This is a genomic window from Leifsonia sp. McL0627, from assembly GCF_058244615.1.
In genome coordinates, this window is sequence record NZ_JBZCGM010000002.1 from 53,538 (window position 1) to 69,639 (window position 16,102).

14 protein-coding genes are annotated in these 16,102 nt (G+C 68.6%); 8 read left to right on the top strand and 6 right to left on the bottom strand.

Features of this window, described 5'->3' with window-relative positions:
• Both AC37TH_RS00715 and AC37TH_RS00720 read right to left on the bottom strand, forming a co-directional pair.
• Window positions 1-1,350 (bottom strand): M20/M25/M40 family metallo-hydrolase, encoded by a 1,350-nt coding sequence (locus tag AC37TH_RS00715; RefSeq protein WP_490762433.1) that lies wholly within the window; start codon window positions 1,348-1,350, stop codon window positions 1-3.
• 23 nt (window positions 1,351-1,373) lie between these two features.
• Complete coding sequence (locus tag AC37TH_RS00720; protein ID WP_490762434.1) at window positions 1,374-2,825, bottom strand: anaerobic C4-dicarboxylate transporter family protein; 1,452 nt, start codon at window positions 2,823-2,825, stop codon at window positions 1,374-1,376.
• A 133-nt stretch (window positions 2,826-2,958) separates the two neighbouring features.
• Here AC37TH_RS00720 and AC37TH_RS00725 point away from each other — a divergent pair, with 133 nt between their 5' ends.
• The 3 genes from AC37TH_RS00725 to AC37TH_RS00735 are packed head-to-tail and all read left to right on the top strand — an operon-like array spanning window position 2,959 to window position 5,115.
• A complete protein-coding gene (locus AC37TH_RS00725; protein ID WP_490762435.1) occupies window positions 2,959-4,266 on the top strand; it encodes an APC family permease in 1,308 nt (435 codons plus the stop codon).
• 46 nt (window positions 4,267-4,312) lie between these two features.
• A complete protein-coding gene (locus AC37TH_RS00730) occupies window positions 4,313-4,726 on the top strand; it encodes a DUF7144 family membrane protein (RefSeq protein ID WP_490762436.1) in 414 nt (137 codons plus the stop codon).
• A gap of 2 nt (window positions 4,727-4,728) precedes the next feature.
• On the top strand, window positions 4,729-5,115 hold the full coding sequence (locus tag AC37TH_RS00735) for an SHOCT domain-containing protein (protein ID WP_490762437.1): 387 nt from the start codon (window positions 4,729-4,731) through the stop codon (window positions 5,113-5,115).
• Here AC37TH_RS00735 and AC37TH_RS00740 read toward each other — a convergent pair.
• From AC37TH_RS00740 to aceA, 3 genes are all read right to left on the bottom strand, one after another.
• A complete protein-coding gene (locus tag AC37TH_RS00740; RefSeq protein WP_490762438.1) occupies window positions 5,107-6,231 on the bottom strand; it encodes a GNAT family N-acetyltransferase in 1,125 nt (374 codons plus the stop codon). The genes AC37TH_RS00735 and AC37TH_RS00740 overlap by 9 nt on opposite strands.
• A gap of 184 nt (window positions 6,232-6,415) precedes the next feature.
• Window positions 6,416-8,047, bottom strand: a complete 1,632-nt coding sequence (aceB, locus tag AC37TH_RS00745; RefSeq protein WP_490762439.1) for a malate synthase A — start codon at window positions 8,045-8,047, stop codon at window positions 6,416-6,418.
• Window positions 8,048-8,059: 12 nt separating this feature from the next.
• Entirely contained in the window at window positions 8,060-9,406 is a 1,347-nt protein-coding gene (gene aceA / locus AC37TH_RS00750; RefSeq protein WP_490762440.1) for an isocitrate lyase, read from the bottom strand.
• Between the two features lie 129 nt (window positions 9,407-9,535).
• On the opposite strand from aceA, the gene AC37TH_RS00755 reads away from it, so the two are divergent.
• Complete coding sequence (locus AC37TH_RS00755; protein WP_490762441.1) at window positions 9,536-11,005, top strand: helix-turn-helix domain-containing protein; 1,470 nt, start codon at window positions 9,536-9,538, stop codon at window positions 11,003-11,005.
• Between the two features lie 10 nt (window positions 11,006-11,015).
• Here the strand turns inward: AC37TH_RS00755 and AC37TH_RS00760 are convergent, their stop codons facing one another.
• The gene (locus AC37TH_RS00760; RefSeq protein WP_490762442.1) at window positions 11,016-11,690 is read right to left on the bottom strand and encodes a winged helix-turn-helix transcriptional regulator; all 675 of its coding nucleotides are present in this window, start codon (window positions 11,688-11,690) and stop codon (window positions 11,016-11,018) included.
• A gap of 78 nt (window positions 11,691-11,768) precedes the next feature.
• On the opposite strand from AC37TH_RS00760, the gene AC37TH_RS00765 reads away from it, so the two are divergent.
• From AC37TH_RS00765 to AC37TH_RS00780, 4 genes are all read left to right on the top strand, one after another.
• A complete protein-coding gene (locus tag AC37TH_RS00765; protein WP_490762443.1) occupies window positions 11,769-13,247 on the top strand; it encodes a DHA2 family efflux MFS transporter permease subunit in 1,479 nt (492 codons plus the stop codon).
• Window positions 13,248-13,280: 33 nt separating this feature from the next.
• Window positions 13,281-13,895 carry a dihydrofolate reductase family protein gene (locus AC37TH_RS00770; protein ID WP_490762444.1) on the top strand — a complete coding sequence of 205 codons (615 nt, stop codon included), beginning with the start codon at window positions 13,281-13,283 and terminating at the stop codon, window positions 13,893-13,895.
• Window positions 13,896-14,037: 142 nt separating this feature from the next.
• Window positions 14,038-15,336 (top strand): sensor histidine kinase, encoded by a 1,299-nt coding sequence (locus tag AC37TH_RS00775; RefSeq protein ID WP_490762445.1) that lies wholly within the window; start codon window positions 14,038-14,040, stop codon window positions 15,334-15,336.
• Window positions 15,333-16,010 (top strand): response regulator, encoded by a 678-nt coding sequence (locus AC37TH_RS00780; protein ID WP_490762446.1) that lies wholly within the window; start codon window positions 15,333-15,335, stop codon window positions 16,008-16,010. Before AC37TH_RS00775 ends, AC37TH_RS00780 begins: the two co-directional genes overlap by 4 nt.
• The last annotated feature ends 92 nt before the right edge of the window (window positions 16,011-16,102 follow it).

Here is a 16,102-nt window from a genome sequence, read left to right on the forward strand (position 1 = left end):
TCACATCGCGTCGGAGACCCTCTGGATGAACCGCGCCTGCGCCACGATCATCCGCTGGATCTCGTCCGGATCGACCGACTCGTCCGACGCGTGGATGCGCGACTTCTTCGTGTCCTCGACGCCCCACAGCACAATGGCCGCCTTCGGGGCGATCTTCTGCAGGGAGGACACCAACGGGATGGACGCCCCACTCCCGATCGTCTCGACCGACGCACCGTATGCTTCGCCGAGCGCCTCGACGGCCGCAGCGATCGCCGGGTGGGACTCGTCGACCGCGAACGGATGACCGGCCTTCACCTTCTCGACCGTCACCTCGCAGTTCCACGGGCGCTGCGAGCGAAGGTGCTCCATCAGTGCGTCCAGTTGCGCGTCGGCGTCCGACCCGGGGATGATCCGCATCGAGAGTTTGGCGGTCACCTCTGGCAGGAGGACGTTCGACGCCTCCGCCGTGTTGGGCAGGTCCATGCCCAGCACCGTGACGGACGGTTTCATCCAGATCCGGTCGGACAGCGAACCCGTGCCGAGGTAGTCGACGCCCGGCAGGATCGCCGAACCGTCCCTGTACACGGGTTCGTCCATGTCGGCGCCAGACCACTGCCCCGAATCGACGCCGGGGATCACCGTGTCGCCGTTCTCGTCGTGAAGCGTGTCCAGGATCCGGATCATGGCCGTCATCGCGTCGGGCGCTGCTCCCCCGAACATCCCGGAGTGCACCGGGTTGGCGAGGGTGCGCACGGTCAGTGTGCAGGCGACGTCCCCGCGCAGGGCGGTGGTCAGCCCAGGACGGTTGACGTCCTGCGGACCGATGTCGGCGATCACGGCGACATCGCAGGCGAACCGCTCCGGGTTGTCCTCGACGAACTGCTCCAGGTGCGAGATCGTCTCCTCCTCGCCCTCCGACAGCAGCTTGATGTGGCAGGGCAGCTGGTCGGCGAGGAGTTTGAGCGTGGCGTAGTTGATGACGAGGCCGGACTTGTCGTCGGCGGCGCCTCTGCCGTAGATGCGGCCGTCCTCCTTCGTCGTCGGCTCGAACGGCTCACTCGACCAGCCCTGGCTCGCCGGAGCCGGCTGAACGTCGTAATGCGCGTAGAGCAGGACCGTCGGCGATCCGGCCGGCCCTTCCAGGTCGGCGTACACGCACGGATAGCCGCCCGGCACCTCCAGCAGTTCGGCATTGGTGGCGCCGGCCGCCTTATACATCTCCACGACCGCTTCGCCCATGCGCTTCACGGGTTCTGGGTCGAAGCCGGGGAAGGCGACCGACGGGATGCGCACCAGCGCACGAAGGCGCTCGAGCACATCCGGCATCAGTGCGGCGGCAGCGGCGTTCAGCTCGGTGGTGTTCGACATGTGTTCTCTCCTCCACGACGGGATCAGGCGGGGACGACGAGCTGGATCAGCAGGCCGGAGATGACGACGGCGACCCACGAGACGAGCATCGGTATCGTGAACGAGTGCCAGATCGGCACCTGGGTGAGCTTGGTCGAGCCGGTCAGGTCGGTTTCGACCGACGCGATCTGCCCACCGTTCGCCGGAAAGAGCCAGACGCCGATCAACGAAGGCCACATCGCGGTGATGACGCCGGGCGCGAGCCCCGCCGCCAGCGCGATCGGGATGAGGGTGTTGGTCGTCGCGGACTGGCTGGTCGTCAGGCCGCAGACGAGGAAGAGCGCGACGGCGAGAAGCAGCGGGTACGACTTGATCAGCTCGCCGAGCGGCTTGATGATCGTCTCCTCGTTGGCCGCGATGAACGTGTCGGCCATCCACGCGATGCCGAACAGCGCCACCGCGGCGACGTATCCTGCGCGCAGCAGAGGCTGCTCGACGACGAGCGACGGCTTCACCTTGCGCACCAGGATGATGACCAGGGCCGCCGTGAACATCACGATCTCGATCACGATGGACATGCTGAGCGGAACCTGCTTGCCCTCCTCGTCCGGGAACGACGGGCGAAGGGCGGGGAACAGGCCGAGCACGACGACGAGCAGGGTGCCGACGATGAAGATCATGGCGGCGGTGCGCCCTCCCGGCGGCACGGTGTGCTCGATCACCGGCACGGCAGGGCGACGGCGACTGCCGCGCGCTCCCTCGCCTGGTCCGCCGGCGGCGACGGCCGTGGCCGACCCTGCTGCCGCCGCCCCGGCGCCCCCAGCGGCCGCCTGTGCTTCGAGCACGGCGGGCATCTTCACGGTCCCCGCTGCGACACGCTTCTGGAACACCGGGTCGTCGACGAGCTCCTTGCCGATCCGCTGCTGCACGAACGACGTGGCGAGACACGCGATGATCGCCGACGGGATGGTGATGAGCAGCACTTGAGGGAGGCCGAACCCTTTCGTCTCCATCAGCACGAGGTAGGCGGCCATCGCCGCTGACACCGGGCTCGCCGTGATGCCGAGACCGGAGGTGACCGTCGAGGCCGCGAGCGCGCGCTCCGGTCGCTGGCCGTTGCGATACGACGTCTCGTAGATCACCGGGATGAGTGCGATGAAGATGTTGGACGTGCCGGACAATACCGTGAACAGGAAGGCCACGAGCGGCGCGACGTAGGTCAGCCGTTTCGGGTTGCGCTGGATGATCTTCGACGCGATCGACACCAGGTAGTCGATCCCGCCCGCCGCCTGCATCGCGCTCGACGCGGTGATCACGGCGATGATGATGAAGAAGGCGTCGATCGGCGGAGAGCCCGGTGGAAGGTGGAATCCGAAGATCAGGATGGCCGTCCCGACCACGCCCCACAGCCCGAGCCCGATCCCTCCCGTTCTGACGCCCATCACGATCGCGCCGATGACGATGCACGCCTCGACGATCACGACGAAGATGTCCATGAGAGCCCTCCCCACGCGAACCGATGTGTCGACGCACCGTGCGACATTCCGGATTCTGACGCAGGCTGCCGGGCGGCCAAATCATCCCAACCGGGTGATAAGTCGGCCGTCAGCGCGGGAATACCCTCAGCCCGTGACGACAGGCACGCCCCAGAAGCGCATGACCGTTCTGCAGGCGACCTTCATCGGCGTCGGTTCGATGGTGGGAGCCGGCATCTTCGCGCTGCTCGGCGCGGCCGGCGCCGTCGCCGGCTCGGCCGTGTGGCTCTCCTTCCTGATCGCCGGGATCATCGCAGCGTTGCAGGGGTACTCGTTCGCGAAGCTGGGCTCGACGTTCCCATCAGGCGGCGGCATCCTCACCTACCTCGAGAAGGGGTTCGGCACCGGCCACATCGCTGCCATCGGCTCCTGGCTGTTCTTCACGGCGGGCTCGATCGTCGTCGCCATGATCGCGTCATCGTTCGGCGGCTACGCGAGTTCGGTCGTCGCCCACGACGATCCGGGCTGGGCGAAGGTGCTCGCTGTGCTGCTGATCGTCGTGATGACCGGGCTCAACGCCATCGGCGCCGCCGCGGTCGCGCGGGTGCAGTCGGTCATCGTGACGGTCGTCCTCGCGATCCTCGTCGTCTTCGCCGTGGTGACCATCGCCAACTGGAATCCATCGCTGCTCGCTCCATCGGGTTATCCGGGGCTCCAGCAGATCATCGCGAGCGTCGCGCTCACCTTCTTCGCGTTCCTCGGCTTCGGCGTGATCACCTTCACGGCCAAGGACCTGCCGAATCCGAAACGGCAGCTGCCGCTCGCCATCTACCTGGCGCTGGCGATCGCGACCACGGTCTACGTGGCCGTCTCGCTCGGCGTCTTCGGAACGCTGACGGCCGACAAGGTCGTGGAGTACGGGCCGACCGCCCTCGCCGAAGCGGCGAAACCGACTCTCGGTCAGGCCGGATACGTCCTGATGGTCATCACCGCGCTCTTCTCGACGACCGGCGCCGTCAACGCCGGCCTCTACCCGTCGATCGGGATGACCAGGCACCTCGCCTCCGTCGGCCAGTTCCCGCGGTTCTTCTCGCGCAACGCCGGGCCGTTCCCGGCCGGGCTCCTCGTGATGGCTGCGCTGGCAAGCATCCTGGTGGTCGGGTTCAACCTGAACGCGATCGCCTCGATCGGCAGCGCCGTGGCCCTGCTGGTCTTCTCCGCGGTCACGGTCGGGCACTTCCGACTGTTCCGTCAGACCGGCGCGAGCATCGTGGTGCTCGTGATCGCACTGGTCGCGACCCTCGGCACGTTCGTCGTGTTCTGCACGACGACGCTGGTGAACGAGCCGGCCACGGCGATCGCGCTGCTCGCGATCGTCGTCCTGGCCATCGTCGTCGACCTCGTCTGGAAGTCCACGATCTCATCCCACTCGGGTGATGCCGCGCGCGGCGGGGGCCACTAATTTCAGCACCATCAGTTCTCTCGAACTGCGGTCATCGGAGGAATCCATGTCACAACCAGCACCGAGCGGCGTCCCCGCGATGGTCGCCGGATGGGGACGGTTCGCCGCCCTCGTCGTCTTGCTCTCCGGACTGTTCAACGTCTTGCAGGGCATCGTCGGGATCTTCGCCCCTGACCCGTATTACGTGGTCGCCCACGGATCGCTCTTCCTGTTCGACATCTCCGGCTGGGGCTGGTGGAACCTCATCATCGGGATCCTCGGCGTGATCACCTCCGGCGGCCTGTTCGCCGGACAGATGTGGGCGCGGGTGGTGGCCGTCATCCTGGCCATCCTGAGCGCGCTCGGCCAGTTGTTTCTCATCCCGGCCCAACCATGGTGGTCGGCGATCGTCATCGCAATGGACGTGCTCGTGATCTACGCCGTGACGACGCACGGCGGACGCGCACCTGAGGAGGCATGATCATGAACAGTTTCTGGGATTTCGTGGTGTATTCGTTCTGGATCTTCGTCTGGATCTCGTACCTGATGGTGCTGTTCTCCATCATCGGCGACATCTTCCGCGACCACACGCTGAACGGCTGGCTGAAGGCGCTCTGGATCATCTTCCTGGTGTTCGTGCCGTTCATCACGGCGCTCGTCTACCTGATCGCGCGCGGGCCGAGCATGGCCAAGCGGAAGATGGAGGACATGCAGAGGGCGAAGGGCGACACCGACGCGTACATCCGCACCGTCGCCACAGCGTCTTCGCCCGCGGATGAGATAGCGAAGGCGAAGACGCTGCTCGACAACGGCACGATCACTCAGGCCGAATTCGACTCGATCAAGGCACGATCGCTCGCGTCAATGTAACGGGCGACCGCCGATGTCCTTCTTCCACCTGGCCGAGTATGCGACCGGGTGGAAGCCGACGGCCTCGTTCACGTCGAGCATGTGACGGTTGTCCTCGGCGTTCGTCGTCTCCACTGAGCCGCTGTGCGGGAACCGCCGGGTCAGCTCGCGCAGGTTGGTGAGCTTCAGCAGCATCCCGAGCCGGTGCCCCCTGTGCCCGGCGATGACCAGCGTGTCCCACTGCTCGGCCGGGAGCTCCGGCTCCGGCGGCACGTTGAGCTCGGTGTACCCGGCGAGCTCGCCGGTGGCCTCGTGGACGGCGACCGAGGCGATCAGGATGTGCGGGCCTTCCTCCCTCAACTCGTCGAAGGCGCGGACGCGGTCGGCGGTCCAGACGTCCTCGGTCTGCTCGATGCCCGCGTTGGGGGTGTCCGTGCTCATCCGGGTGTGCAGCATGGCCATGCCGTCGACCCACTCCTCCGGCGTGCGGCCCTGCCAGCTGACCGTGCGATAGCCGGAGGCGGCGGCGACCGTCTCGGCGAGGAGCGGATCGAAGACGTCGGGGTCGACCGGCAGCGACAGAACGCTCATCCGCCCCACCTGCTCCATCGTGAACCCGTGACGCTGCAGGAACCGGGTCGACACCAGATCGACCGGCACGGACCCGAAGCCGGTGGGAGCCTGGATGCTGTCGCCGCCGACGCCCGCCGGGTACGACGTCTGGTTCTGGATGATGCTGCGCCCCTCCTCCAGCGCCTTCTGTTGGAGGCGGTCGAATAGCGCTCCGCCGATCCCCCTGCCCCGGAACTCGGGAAGCACCGAGACCGCTCCCCAGCACTCGCCTGCGCCGATCGGCAGGGCCAGATTGCCGCGCGCGACGACGCGGTCGTCGACCTTCGCGACGATCCCCCACATCGGGAAACCGTCGTTCCGCCAATCGGGAAGCAACCCGGCAGCGACGGACGCAGGGTCGGCGGAGGGGACGGCCGGTCCTCCACGCTGCTCGGATTCGACGGCGCTTCGCACCCCCGCCATGCCGATGAAGTCGGCCGCATCCGGTGACTGGAGGCTGGTGGGAACGATGAGCTCGGTGATAGTGAACGCCGTGCCGGCGCTCGTGTTCGTAGACGATGACATGTGTTTTCCTCTGAGGGCAGGATGAATCGACTCACCCACGGCGTGGGGAGGACTGGGTCGCTGCTAGAAGATCACGGTCGAGAGTGTGCCACAGCGCGGGCGGGCGGCGCAAGAGGCGGGCGCGAGGAAGAACCCCCGGACCGACGCCGGTCCGGGGGTTCTCGCGGTCGTCTCGCCCGACTCGTCAGCCTGCGAGCTCCAGCGCGTGCTCCCTGCCGAGCGCCTCGACCAGATACTGCGTGTAGGCCGGGATGGTCAGGAACGTCGGGAAGTCTTCGGCGATGGACACTTCGCGGAGGATGTCCGCCGCGTCGGCGAAGAGGTCGTCGCCACCCGACCGGTGTGCGGTCTCCTCGGCGATCAGGGCGGCGACCAGGTCGCGGGTGACGGCCGTGCCTTCCCGGGTGACGACGCGATTGTCGATCCACTGCCGCAGCAGCGAGCGGGAGATCTCGGCGGTCGCCGCATCCTCCATCAGTCCGTCGATCGCCACCGCGCCCGTGCCGCGCAGCCACGCCTCGATGTAGCGGAGGGCGACGGAGACGTTCGACCGCACCCCAGCATCCGTGACGACGCCCGTCGCCGACGTCACGTCGAGCAGGTCCGCGGCCGCGACGCTCACGTCGTCGCGCAGCCGGTCGAGCTGGTTGGGCCGGTCGCCGAGCACCGCGTCGAATTCGGCGAGCGCCGTCGGGATCAGGTCGGGATGCGCCACCCAGGTGCCGTCGAAGCCGTCTGCTGCCTCCCGGCGCTTGTCCTCCGCGACCTTGGCGAGCGCGATCTGCGTCGCCTCCGGGTCTCGGCGGTTGGGGATGAACGCGCTCATCCCGCCGATGGCGTGGGCGCCCCGCTTGTGGCAGGTGGCGACCAGCAATTCCGTGTATGCGCGCATGAACGGGACGGTCATCGTGATGGCGCTGCGGTCGCCGAACGCGAACCGTTTGCCGCGGCCGTCGAACGTCTTGATGATCGAGAAGATGTAGTCCCAGCGGCCGGCGTTGAGTCCGGCGCAGTGGTCGCGCAGTTCGTAGAGGATCTCCTCCATCTCGAACGCGGCGGGGATGGTCTCGATCAGGACGGTCGCGCGGACCGTTCCCACGGGCATCCCGATGCGCTGCTGGGCGAACACGAAGATGTCGTTCCACAGCCGCGCCTCCAGGTGCGACTCCAGCTTCGGCAGGTAGAAGTACGGGCCGCGACCGGAGGCGACGAGCTCGGCGGCGTTGTGCCAGAAGTACAGGCCGAAGTCGGTCAGCGAGGCGCTGGCCGGTGCCGTGCGTCCCGACCGGTCGGTGAACGACAGGTGCTTCTCGACCAGGTGCCAGCCGCGCGGCCGCATCACGATCGTGGGCGTGAACTCCTGCGGGGTGGTGACCCGGTAGTCCTTGCCCTCCTCGCTCGTGAACGCGAGGTCGCCGCGGACGGCGCGCTGCAGGGTGCGCTGGCCGCCGACGATGTTCTCCCAGGTGGGGCTCGTGGCGTCCTCCAGGTCGGCGAGCCAGACCCGCGCACCCGAGTTCAGCGCGTTGATCGCCATCTTCGGGTCGGTCGGGCCGGTGATCTCCACCCGGCGGTCGACCAGGCCGGGGCCGGCGCCGGCGACGCGCCAGTCCTGGTCCTCCCTGATGGAGGCGGTGGTGCTGAGGAACTGCGGGTCACGTCCGTTGCGGACCAGGGCTCTGCGCTGCTGCCGCTCGGCGAGAAGCTCCTGGCGCCGCCCGGCGAACGCCGTGTGCAGGTGGTCGACGAAGGCGATGGCCTCCGGGGTGAGGATCTGGTCGGTGCCTGGGGTGGCCGGACCGGTGATGTCGATCATGATCTTCCGTCCTTAGAACTGGTGCTGCTCGGTGGAACCGACGAGGGCGAGTGTTGCGCTGTCAGGGTTGAGCGCTGTCGCGACGCGGTCGAAGTATCCGGTGCCGACCTCCCGCTGGTGGCGGGTGGCGGTGTAACCGGCCGACTCGGAGGCGAATTCGGCCTCCTGCAGATCGACGTACGCGCTCATTCCGCGGGACGCGTAGTCCGTGGCGAGCGTGAACATCGAATGGTTGAGGGCATGGAACCCTGCCAGCGTGATGAACTGGAACGCGTAGCCGTAGGAGGCGAGTTCGCGCTGGAAACGGGCGATGGTCTCGTCGTCGAGGTGGCTGCGCCAGTTGAACGACGGCGAACAGTTGTACGCCAGCTTCTTGCCGGGGAACTCGGCGTGCACGGCCTCCGCGAAGCGCCGGGCCAGTTCCAGGTCGGGTTCGGCCGACTCGACCCAGAGCAGGTCGGCGTACGGCGCGTACGCCAGGCCGCGGGCGATCACGGGCTCGATGCCGTTGGTCACCTCGTAGAAGCCGTCCGCTGTGCGCGTCCCGGTGAGGAACGGCCGGTCGCGCTCGTCGTGGTCGCTGGTGAGCAGGGTCGCGGCGAGCGAGTCGGTGCGGGCGATGACGATGGTCGGCACCCCGGCGACATCGGCCGCGAGCCGCGCCGCGTTCAGCGTGCGGATGTGCTGCCCGGTCGGGACGAGCACCTTGCCGCCCATGTGGCCGCACTTCTTCTCGCTCGCGAGCTGGTCCTCCCAGTGCACACCGGCCGCCCCGGCCTGGATCATGCCGTGCATCAGCTCGTACGCGTTGAGCGGTCCGCCGAAGCCGGCCTCCGCATCCGCCACGATCGGCGCCATCCAGTCGGCGACGGCTCCGTCGCTGCCCTCGACCTGACCGGCGCGCAGCAGTGCGTTGTTGATCCTGCGGACCACCGCCGGGACCGAGTTGGCGGGGTACAGGCTCTGGTCCGGGTAGGTCTGACCGGACAGATTCGCGTCGGCGGCGACCTGCCAGCCGGACAGATAAATGGCTTCGAGCCCCGCGCGCACCTGCTGCACCGCCTGGTTGCCTGTCAGCGCTCCGAGGGCGGCGACCCACTGCGCCTCCGGACCCGTGCCGTCGCGCTGGAGGAGTTCCCACAGCCGCTCCGCTCCGCGGCGGGCGAGCGTCTGCTCCTCCCGCACCGGGCCGCGGAGTGCGACGACGTCCTCGGCGGTGTAGTCGCGGCGGATGCCGGACCAGCGCTGGTCGGCGTCCCATTCGAGGCGGAGCTCGGCCGCGGTCTGGGTGGTGTCGCCGGGCCGGAAGCCGTGCGTGCTGTCGTCGGTGCTGCGGTCGGTGCTGCGGTCGGTGCTCATGGTGACCTCCATCGGTCGTGAGTGCTGGTGGTGAGTCGAGTCTGAGCGGGCCGCAACCCCCGTGGACCGGATCGGCCGACAGAAGTTCGGGTCTTCTTCTGTTTGCCAGAACTACCGGCGAGTGTCACCATGGCCTGCATGACCATCGCCGACGATGTGACAACCGACCAGGAGGGCGCAGACGCGCTCACCCTCGGCCGGCGCGTGCGGGCGTTCCGCCTCCGGCAGGGGATGACCCTGGAATCCCTCGCTGCGGCCATCGACCGCGCGCCCTCCCAGGTGTCCACCATCGAGAACGGCAACAGGGAGCCGCGTCTCGCCCTGCTGAGGGCCATCGCCGCTGCGCTCGGCGTGAGTGTCGACGACCTCCTCGATCCCGAGGCGCCGGACGAACGCTCCGGGCTGGAGATCGCGGTCGAGCGTGCGCAGCGCGGACCGGTCTACGCTGCGCTCGGCATCGAGCCGATCCGGGTGGGCAAAACCGTTCCGGATGCGACGCTCCGGGCCGTCCTGGCACTGCACCAGGAGGTCGAGCGGCTGCACCGCGAGCGGGCGGCGACGCCGGAGGAGGCCCGCCGCGCCAACGCGGAGCTGCGTGCTTCCATGCGGGCACGCGACAACTACTTCGCCGACCTGGAGGCCATCGCCGCCGACCTCCTCACCGTGGTCGGTCACGCCGGAGGACCGGTCTCGCACCAGACCGTCACGGAGATGGCGGACCACCTCGGATTCTCCCTGCACTACGTCGGCGACCTGCCGCACTCCACGCGCTCGGTGACGGACAAGCGCAACGGCCGCATCTACCTGCCGACAGAGCAGTCGGCGTCCAGAGACTCCCGCTCCCCCATCCTGCAGGCGTTCTCCTCCCAGTTGCTCGGCCATGAAGAGCCGCGAAACTACGCCGAATTTCTGCGGCAGCGCATCGAGACCAACTACCTCACCGCCGCCCTCCTGCTGCCGGAGAAGGACGCGGTGTCCTTCCTCACCGAAGCCAAGAACTTCCGACGCATCTCGATGGAAGACCTCCGGGATGCGTACGCCGTCTCCTACGAGACCGCCTGCCACCGCTTCACCAACCTGGCGACCGCTCGGCTCGGCATCCCGGTGCACTTCATGAAGGTGCACGAGTCCGGCACGATCATCAAGGCGTACGAGAACGACTCGGTGTCGTTCCCGTCCGACGCGCTCGGCGCGATCGAGGGCACGCCGGTCTGCCGGAGCTGGACCGCGCGCACCGTGTTCGACGTCCCCGACCGGTTCAGCCCGTATTACCAGTACACGGACACACCTCGCGGGACGTTCTGGTGCACCTCCCGCATCGAGAAGGCGAAGGAGGGCGACTACTCGGTCAGCGTGGGCGTCCCCTTCGAGCACGTCAAATGGTTCCGCGGCCGGGACACCACCCACCGTGCGGTGTCCCGCTGCCCGGACGAGACCTGCTGCCGCCGCCCGCCGAGCGCACTGTCGGAGAAGTGGGAGGGTCGGTCCTGGCCGGCCGCGCGCACGCCGACGTCACTGCTGGCGGCGCTGCCGACCGGGACGTTCCCGGGCGTCGACGCCAGCGAGGTGTACGACTTCCTGGAGCGGCACCAGCCCTGAGTCCGCTCCCTCAGGCTCCGACCGGCACGTTCGGGCTGTATGGGACGCGCAGGGTGGTGGCGAACCGGTCGAACAGGGATGCGTCGCCTTCGAGTTGCACGGCCCCTGTCGCGATCGCGGTGGGTGCATCCAGCTCACCGGCGAGCACATCCCGGATCTGCGGCCCGGCAATGATGACCAGGTCGGGATCCTCGGCCGGCCCTGCGCCGACCGAGATGGCGCCGCCGCGCATCACGACATGCGCCTCGATGTCGCCGACCCGCACGGTGTAGCTGCTGTCCCAGTCCGGGGGAACCACGCCATCCCGGGCCGCCACCTGCAGAGCGGCAGTGATGGATGCGGTGGTGACGATCTCCCCCTCGCGCGGGGTCCGCATCCCGCCGGCTCCCCAGCGGGACAGCGCATCCAGCACCGGGCGCAGTTCCTCGCCGCGCGGCGTGAGCTCGTAGACGACGGAGCGCTCGGCACCCGCCGGCGCCACTCGCGTGACGATCCCTTCGTCCTCCAGCTCTTTCAGCCGTGAGGCGAGGGTGTTCGTCGGGATGCCGGGAAGCCCGGCGGTCAGGTCGGAGTAGCGGCGCGCCCCAACGCTGAGGTCGCGGAGGATCAGCAGCGTCCAGCGTTGCCCGACGACTTCCGCCGCGCGCGCCAGACCGCAGAACTGCCCGTAGTGCTGGTTCGTCATGAATGTCACTCTACCACTTGACTTCATTAATTGCAGTGTGCTTTATTTTTTGCAGTACATCGACCGAAGGAGTTTGACATGACCGACACCATCGACCGGGCGGAGCCGACCATCGAGCCGGTCACCGCTCGTCTCGCCGCCCGCAACCGCACGGCGCTCGCCCTGCTTCTCGCCGCCGTCTTCGTCGTGTTCCTCAACGAGACGATGATGGGCGTCGCCCTCCCGCGCATCCAGGAGTCCCTGCACATCGACGCGACGAAGGGCCAGTGGCTGACCACGGCATTCGCGCTCACGATGGCCGTCGTCATCCCGGTCACAGGCTGGCTGATGCAGCGGCTCGACACGCGCCCCGTCTTCACTGTCGCCATGTCGAGCTTCGCGCTCGGCACCCTGGTCGCCGCCCTCTCCCCCTCCTTCGAGCTCCTGGTGGCCGGGCGGGTCATCCAGGCGGTGGGCACCGCGATCATGATGCCCCTGATGATGACGACAGTGATGACGGTCGTACCGGCCGACGAGCGCGGCCGGGTGATGGGGCGCGTCGCGATCGTGATGTCGGTGGCCCCCGCCGTCGGCCCGATCGTGTCGGGTGCGCTCATCCAGGTGCTGCCGTGGCAAGGCCTGTTCTGGGTGATGCTGCCCATCGCGCTCGCCATGCTCGTGATCGGGGTGCGCCGGGTGCCGAACGTCTCCGAGACCAGGAAGGTGCCGCTGGACGTGCTGTCGGTGATCCTGTCCGCCGTCGCCTTCTCGGCACTCGTGTTCGGTCTCAGCCAGATCGGCGCAGCCGCCGTCGGCGGAGCCGCCGTGCAGCCCTGGGTGCCGATCGCAATCGGGCTGGTGACACTGGGCTTCTTCGTCTGGCGGCAGCTCGTGCTGCAGCGCACCGACTCGGCGCTGCTCGACCTGCGGACGTTCCTGTCGCGCGACTTCGCTGTCTCGGTCGCGATGATGACCGCCGCGATGGTGTCACTGTTCGGCGCCTTCATCGTGCTGCCCCAGTTCGCCCGATACACGCTCGGCCTCGACCCGCTCTGGATCGGCGCCATCCTGCTCCCCGGTGGCCTCCTGATGGGCCTGGCCGGGCCGACCGTCGGCCGGCTGTACGACCGATTCGGTCCGCGTCCACTGGTCATCCCCGGCTCGATCGGGCTTGCGGTCGCGCTGTGGACTCTCGCGCTCGGCCTCGGCGAAGGCTCCTCCTGGGTGGTCCTGCTCGCCGCCCACATCGTGCTGATGCTGTCGCTGGCCCTGCTGTTCACCCCCGCGTTCAGCGCCTCCCTCGGGTCGCTCCCTCCCAGCCTCTACTCGCACGGCAGCGCGACCATCGCCACCCTGCAGCAGGTCGCGGGAGCGGCAGGAACCGCGATCTTCGTCGCCCTCTACGCGACAGGCGTCGCCGCGACAGCCGACGCGAACCCCGACCTCCCCTCGCCAGCCGCTGCCGCGGCGGGATCGCACCTCGCGTTCGTCGCGGGCGGCATCCTGTCGCTCGGGGTGATCGCCCTCGCTCTGTTCGTCCGCAAGCCTGCGAACCCGGCCGTGCCGGCGGCAGACTGAGCGATATCAGCCGCACACGAAAGGAAAAGGACCATGACCACTTACCTCCACGCGGTGTCCTCACTGGACGGATACATCGCAGACGACAACGACGAAGTCGGACCGCTCCACGACTGGTACTTCAACGGCGACCATCCGGTCGTCGACGAGGACCACCCCGAAGTGCACGGATCACCCTTCAAGGTCTCGGCCGCCTCCGTCGAGTACGTGAGCGGGATCTGGACCCGCCAGAAGGTGCTGGTGATCGGCCGCCGGCTCTTCGACCTCACCAACGGCTGGGAGGGCCACCCGCCCGCGAGCGACCATGTCGTCGTCGTCTCCCACCGGCCGAAGCCGGACGGCTGGCACCCCGAAGCCTCCTACGAGTTCGCGACCACAGTCGAGGATGCGCTCGCCAGCGCCCACCGTCTGGCCGCTGGCGGCGAGATCGGCGTGACAGCGGGCGACATCGGCGGCCAAGCACTTGCCCTGGGGCTGATCGACTACGTCGCCATCGACATCGTCCCGGTGGTCTTCGGCCGCGGCAGGCCGTACTTCGGCTCGTTCAGCGGCGGTCCGCTGCTCCTCGAAGATCCTGACGTCGTCATCCAGGGCGACCGCGTGCTCCACCTGCGCTACCCGGTCAGGACGACGAGCCGTGGAGAGTAGCCCGACGACTGAGCTGTGAACCTGCCGCTCGAGGTGTGAGGCGCGGCGGACTCGACATCGGGGTCAGCGGTGTCTCCCGCACCGCCTCGGCCTCCCCCGCACGGCGGATTCGCGGCCGCGCATCCACCGCTAGCGTTGGAGGATGACCAGCGCCACACCACGACAGCTGGCCGCGCCGACGGGCGAATGGCATCGTCCGGTTCCGGATGCCCGTGGCCGGCGCGCCGACATCGTGCTCGCCGTCGTGATGACGGCGGCGATGATCGGCTCGGTCTTCCTGTACCAGCGCACGGGGATGTACGGCAGCTCGGAGGCGTGGCTCAGCATCGTCTGGGCGGTCGCCAGCGGCGCGCTGCTCGCGGTGCGGCGACGCTGGCCGGAGCTCGTCGCTGTCGGCTCGGCCGTCGCGTTCTGGTGGGGAGGCGAGTTCCGGATCGGGGAGTACCTGTTCTCGAACATCGCGCTCTTCATCGCCGTATACACGCTCGGCGCCTGGGGGCGCCGCCGCACGCTGGCGACAGTGCTGCGGCTCGCCATCATCGCCGCGATGTTCGTCTGGCTGTTCTGGAACCTGATCGTCACCGCCGGGGTCAGCTCCGTCGTGCCGGAGCTGTCACGGGAGGGGACGCTCTCGCCGTACGTCGCCTTCGGCCTCATCCAGATCATCATCAACCTGCTCTATTTCGGCGGCGCGTACTACTTCGGCGACGCCGCATACCGGTCGGCGCGCGCCAGGCACGAACTGGAGACGCTGACCAGGGAGCTGGCGGCGGAGCGCGAGCGCACCCAGCAGCAGGCCGTCGCGCTGGAACGGGTGCGGATCGCCCGCGAACTGCACGACGTCGTCGCGCACCATGTGTCGGTGATGGGGGTGCAGGCGGGCGCGGCGCGGCTCGTGCTCGACCGCGACCCCGCCGCTGCACGCGCCTCGCTGCTGAACGTGGAGGCGAGCGCGCGCACGGCGGTCGACGAGTTGCGGCTGCTGCTTGGGGCGCTGCGCGACGACGAGCGGACGCAGCCCGAGAGCACGCCGACCACGCACGGTGTCGACCAGCTCGCGGAGCTCGTCGATGAGGCGCAGAACGCCGGCCTCCCCACCCGGCTCCAGACCATCGGCAGTGCGCGGGCCGTGCCTGCGACGATCGGGCTCTGCGTGTACCGGGTGGCGCAGGAAGCGCTCACCAACACCAGGAAGCACGGCGGCGCGGGGGCGACCGCCGAGCTCCGCCTGCGCTACACCGACGACAGCCTGGAGGTGGAGGCGTCGGACACCGGTCTCGGCGCCGGACGCTCGGCGACCGCATCCGGTGCCGGACTCGGCCACCTCGGGATGCGCGAACGGGTCGCCTCCGTCGGCGGCAGCATCGAGATCGGGCCGCGCAGCAGGGGCGGCTACCTCGTGCGTGCACGTTTCCCGCTGGCCGCCGAGGCGACACGATGAGCATCCGGGTGCTTCTGGCCGACGATCAGGAGCTCGTCCGCGCCGGGTTCAGGATCATCCTGGAGACGGACCAGGAGATCGAGGTGGTCGGCGAGGCGGGGGACGGCCAGGCTGCCATCCGGCTCTGCGAAGAACTGCGACCCGACGTGATCTGCATGGATGTGCAGATGCCGGGCATGGACGGGCTCGCGGCGACCAGGCAGATCGTCGCCAGGCCCGACCTCGCGGCGAGCGTGCTCGTGCTCACCACGTTCAACCGCGACGATTATCTGTTCACCGCGCTGCAGGCGGGAGCGAGCGGCTTCCTGCTCAAGAACTCGACTCCCGAAGAGCTGGTGAACGCGGTGCACGTGCTCGCCAGAGGGGACGCGCTCCTGTCGCCCGATGTGACCAGGCAGGTCATCAGCCGGTTCAGCGCGGCGACGGAGGACGTTCGGGGGCCGGCTGGCCAGGACACCGTGCCGCCAGCCGCCGTCGGCGACCTCACCGAGCGAGAGAGGGAAGTGCTCGGGCTCCTCGCCGCCGGCCTGTCCAACGCCGAGATCGCGCGGCGCCTCTACCTCGGCGAGGCCACGGTGAAGACGCACGTGTCTAAGGTGCTGCTCAAGCTGGGACTGCGCGACCGCATCCAGGCTGTCATCTTCGCGTACGAGAACGGGCTCGCCGGGCGTTGATCCTCCGCCAGGCGTTGATCCTCCGCCAGGCGTTGATCCTCCGCCGGGGCCTGCCCTCCGCCGAGCGGCGGACGACGACCGGTGGATGTGCT

Excerpts from the sequence above, each read along its gene's own strand:
- aceA (WP_490762440.1), bottom strand. The coding sequence starts at position 9,406 with ATGAGCACCGACCGCAGCACCGACCGCAGCACCGACGACAGCACGCAC.
- AC37TH_RS00715 (WP_490762433.1), bottom strand. The coding sequence starts at position 1,350 with ATGTCGAACACCACCGAGCTGAACGCCGCTGCCGCCGCACTGATGCCG.
- AC37TH_RS00780 (WP_490762446.1), top strand. The coding sequence starts at position 15,333 with ATGAGCATCCGGGTGCTTCTGGCCGACGATCAGGAGCTCGTCCGCGCC.
- AC37TH_RS00760 (WP_490762442.1), bottom strand. The coding sequence starts at position 11,690 with ATGACGAACCAGCACTACGGGCAGTTCTGCGGTCTGGCGCGCGCGGCG.
- AC37TH_RS00765 (WP_490762443.1), top strand. The coding sequence starts at position 11,769 with ATGACCGACACCATCGACCGGGCGGAGCCGACCATCGAGCCGGTCACC.
- AC37TH_RS00720 (WP_490762434.1), bottom strand. The coding sequence starts at position 2,825 with ATGGACATCTTCGTCGTGATCGTCGAGGCGTGCATCGTCATCGGCGCG.
- AC37TH_RS00740 (WP_490762438.1), bottom strand. The coding sequence starts at position 6,231 with ATGTCATCGTCTACGAACACGAGCGCCGGCACGGCGTTCACTATCACC.
- AC37TH_RS00730 (WP_490762436.1), top strand. The coding sequence starts at position 4,313 with ATGTCACAACCAGCACCGAGCGGCGTCCCCGCGATGGTCGCCGGATGG.
- aceB (WP_490762439.1), bottom strand. The coding sequence starts at position 8,047 with ATGATCGACATCACCGGTCCGGCCACCCCAGGCACCGACCAGATCCTC.
- AC37TH_RS00755 (WP_490762441.1), top strand. The coding sequence starts at position 9,536 with ATGGCCTGCATGACCATCGCCGACGATGTGACAACCGACCAGGAGGGC.
- AC37TH_RS00770 (WP_490762444.1), top strand. The coding sequence starts at position 13,281 with ATGACCACTTACCTCCACGCGGTGTCCTCACTGGACGGATACATCGCA.
- AC37TH_RS00735 (WP_490762437.1), top strand. The coding sequence starts at position 4,729 with ATGAACAGTTTCTGGGATTTCGTGGTGTATTCGTTCTGGATCTTCGTC.
- AC37TH_RS00775 (WP_490762445.1), top strand. The coding sequence starts at position 14,038 with ATGACCAGCGCCACACCACGACAGCTGGCCGCGCCGACGGGCGAATGG.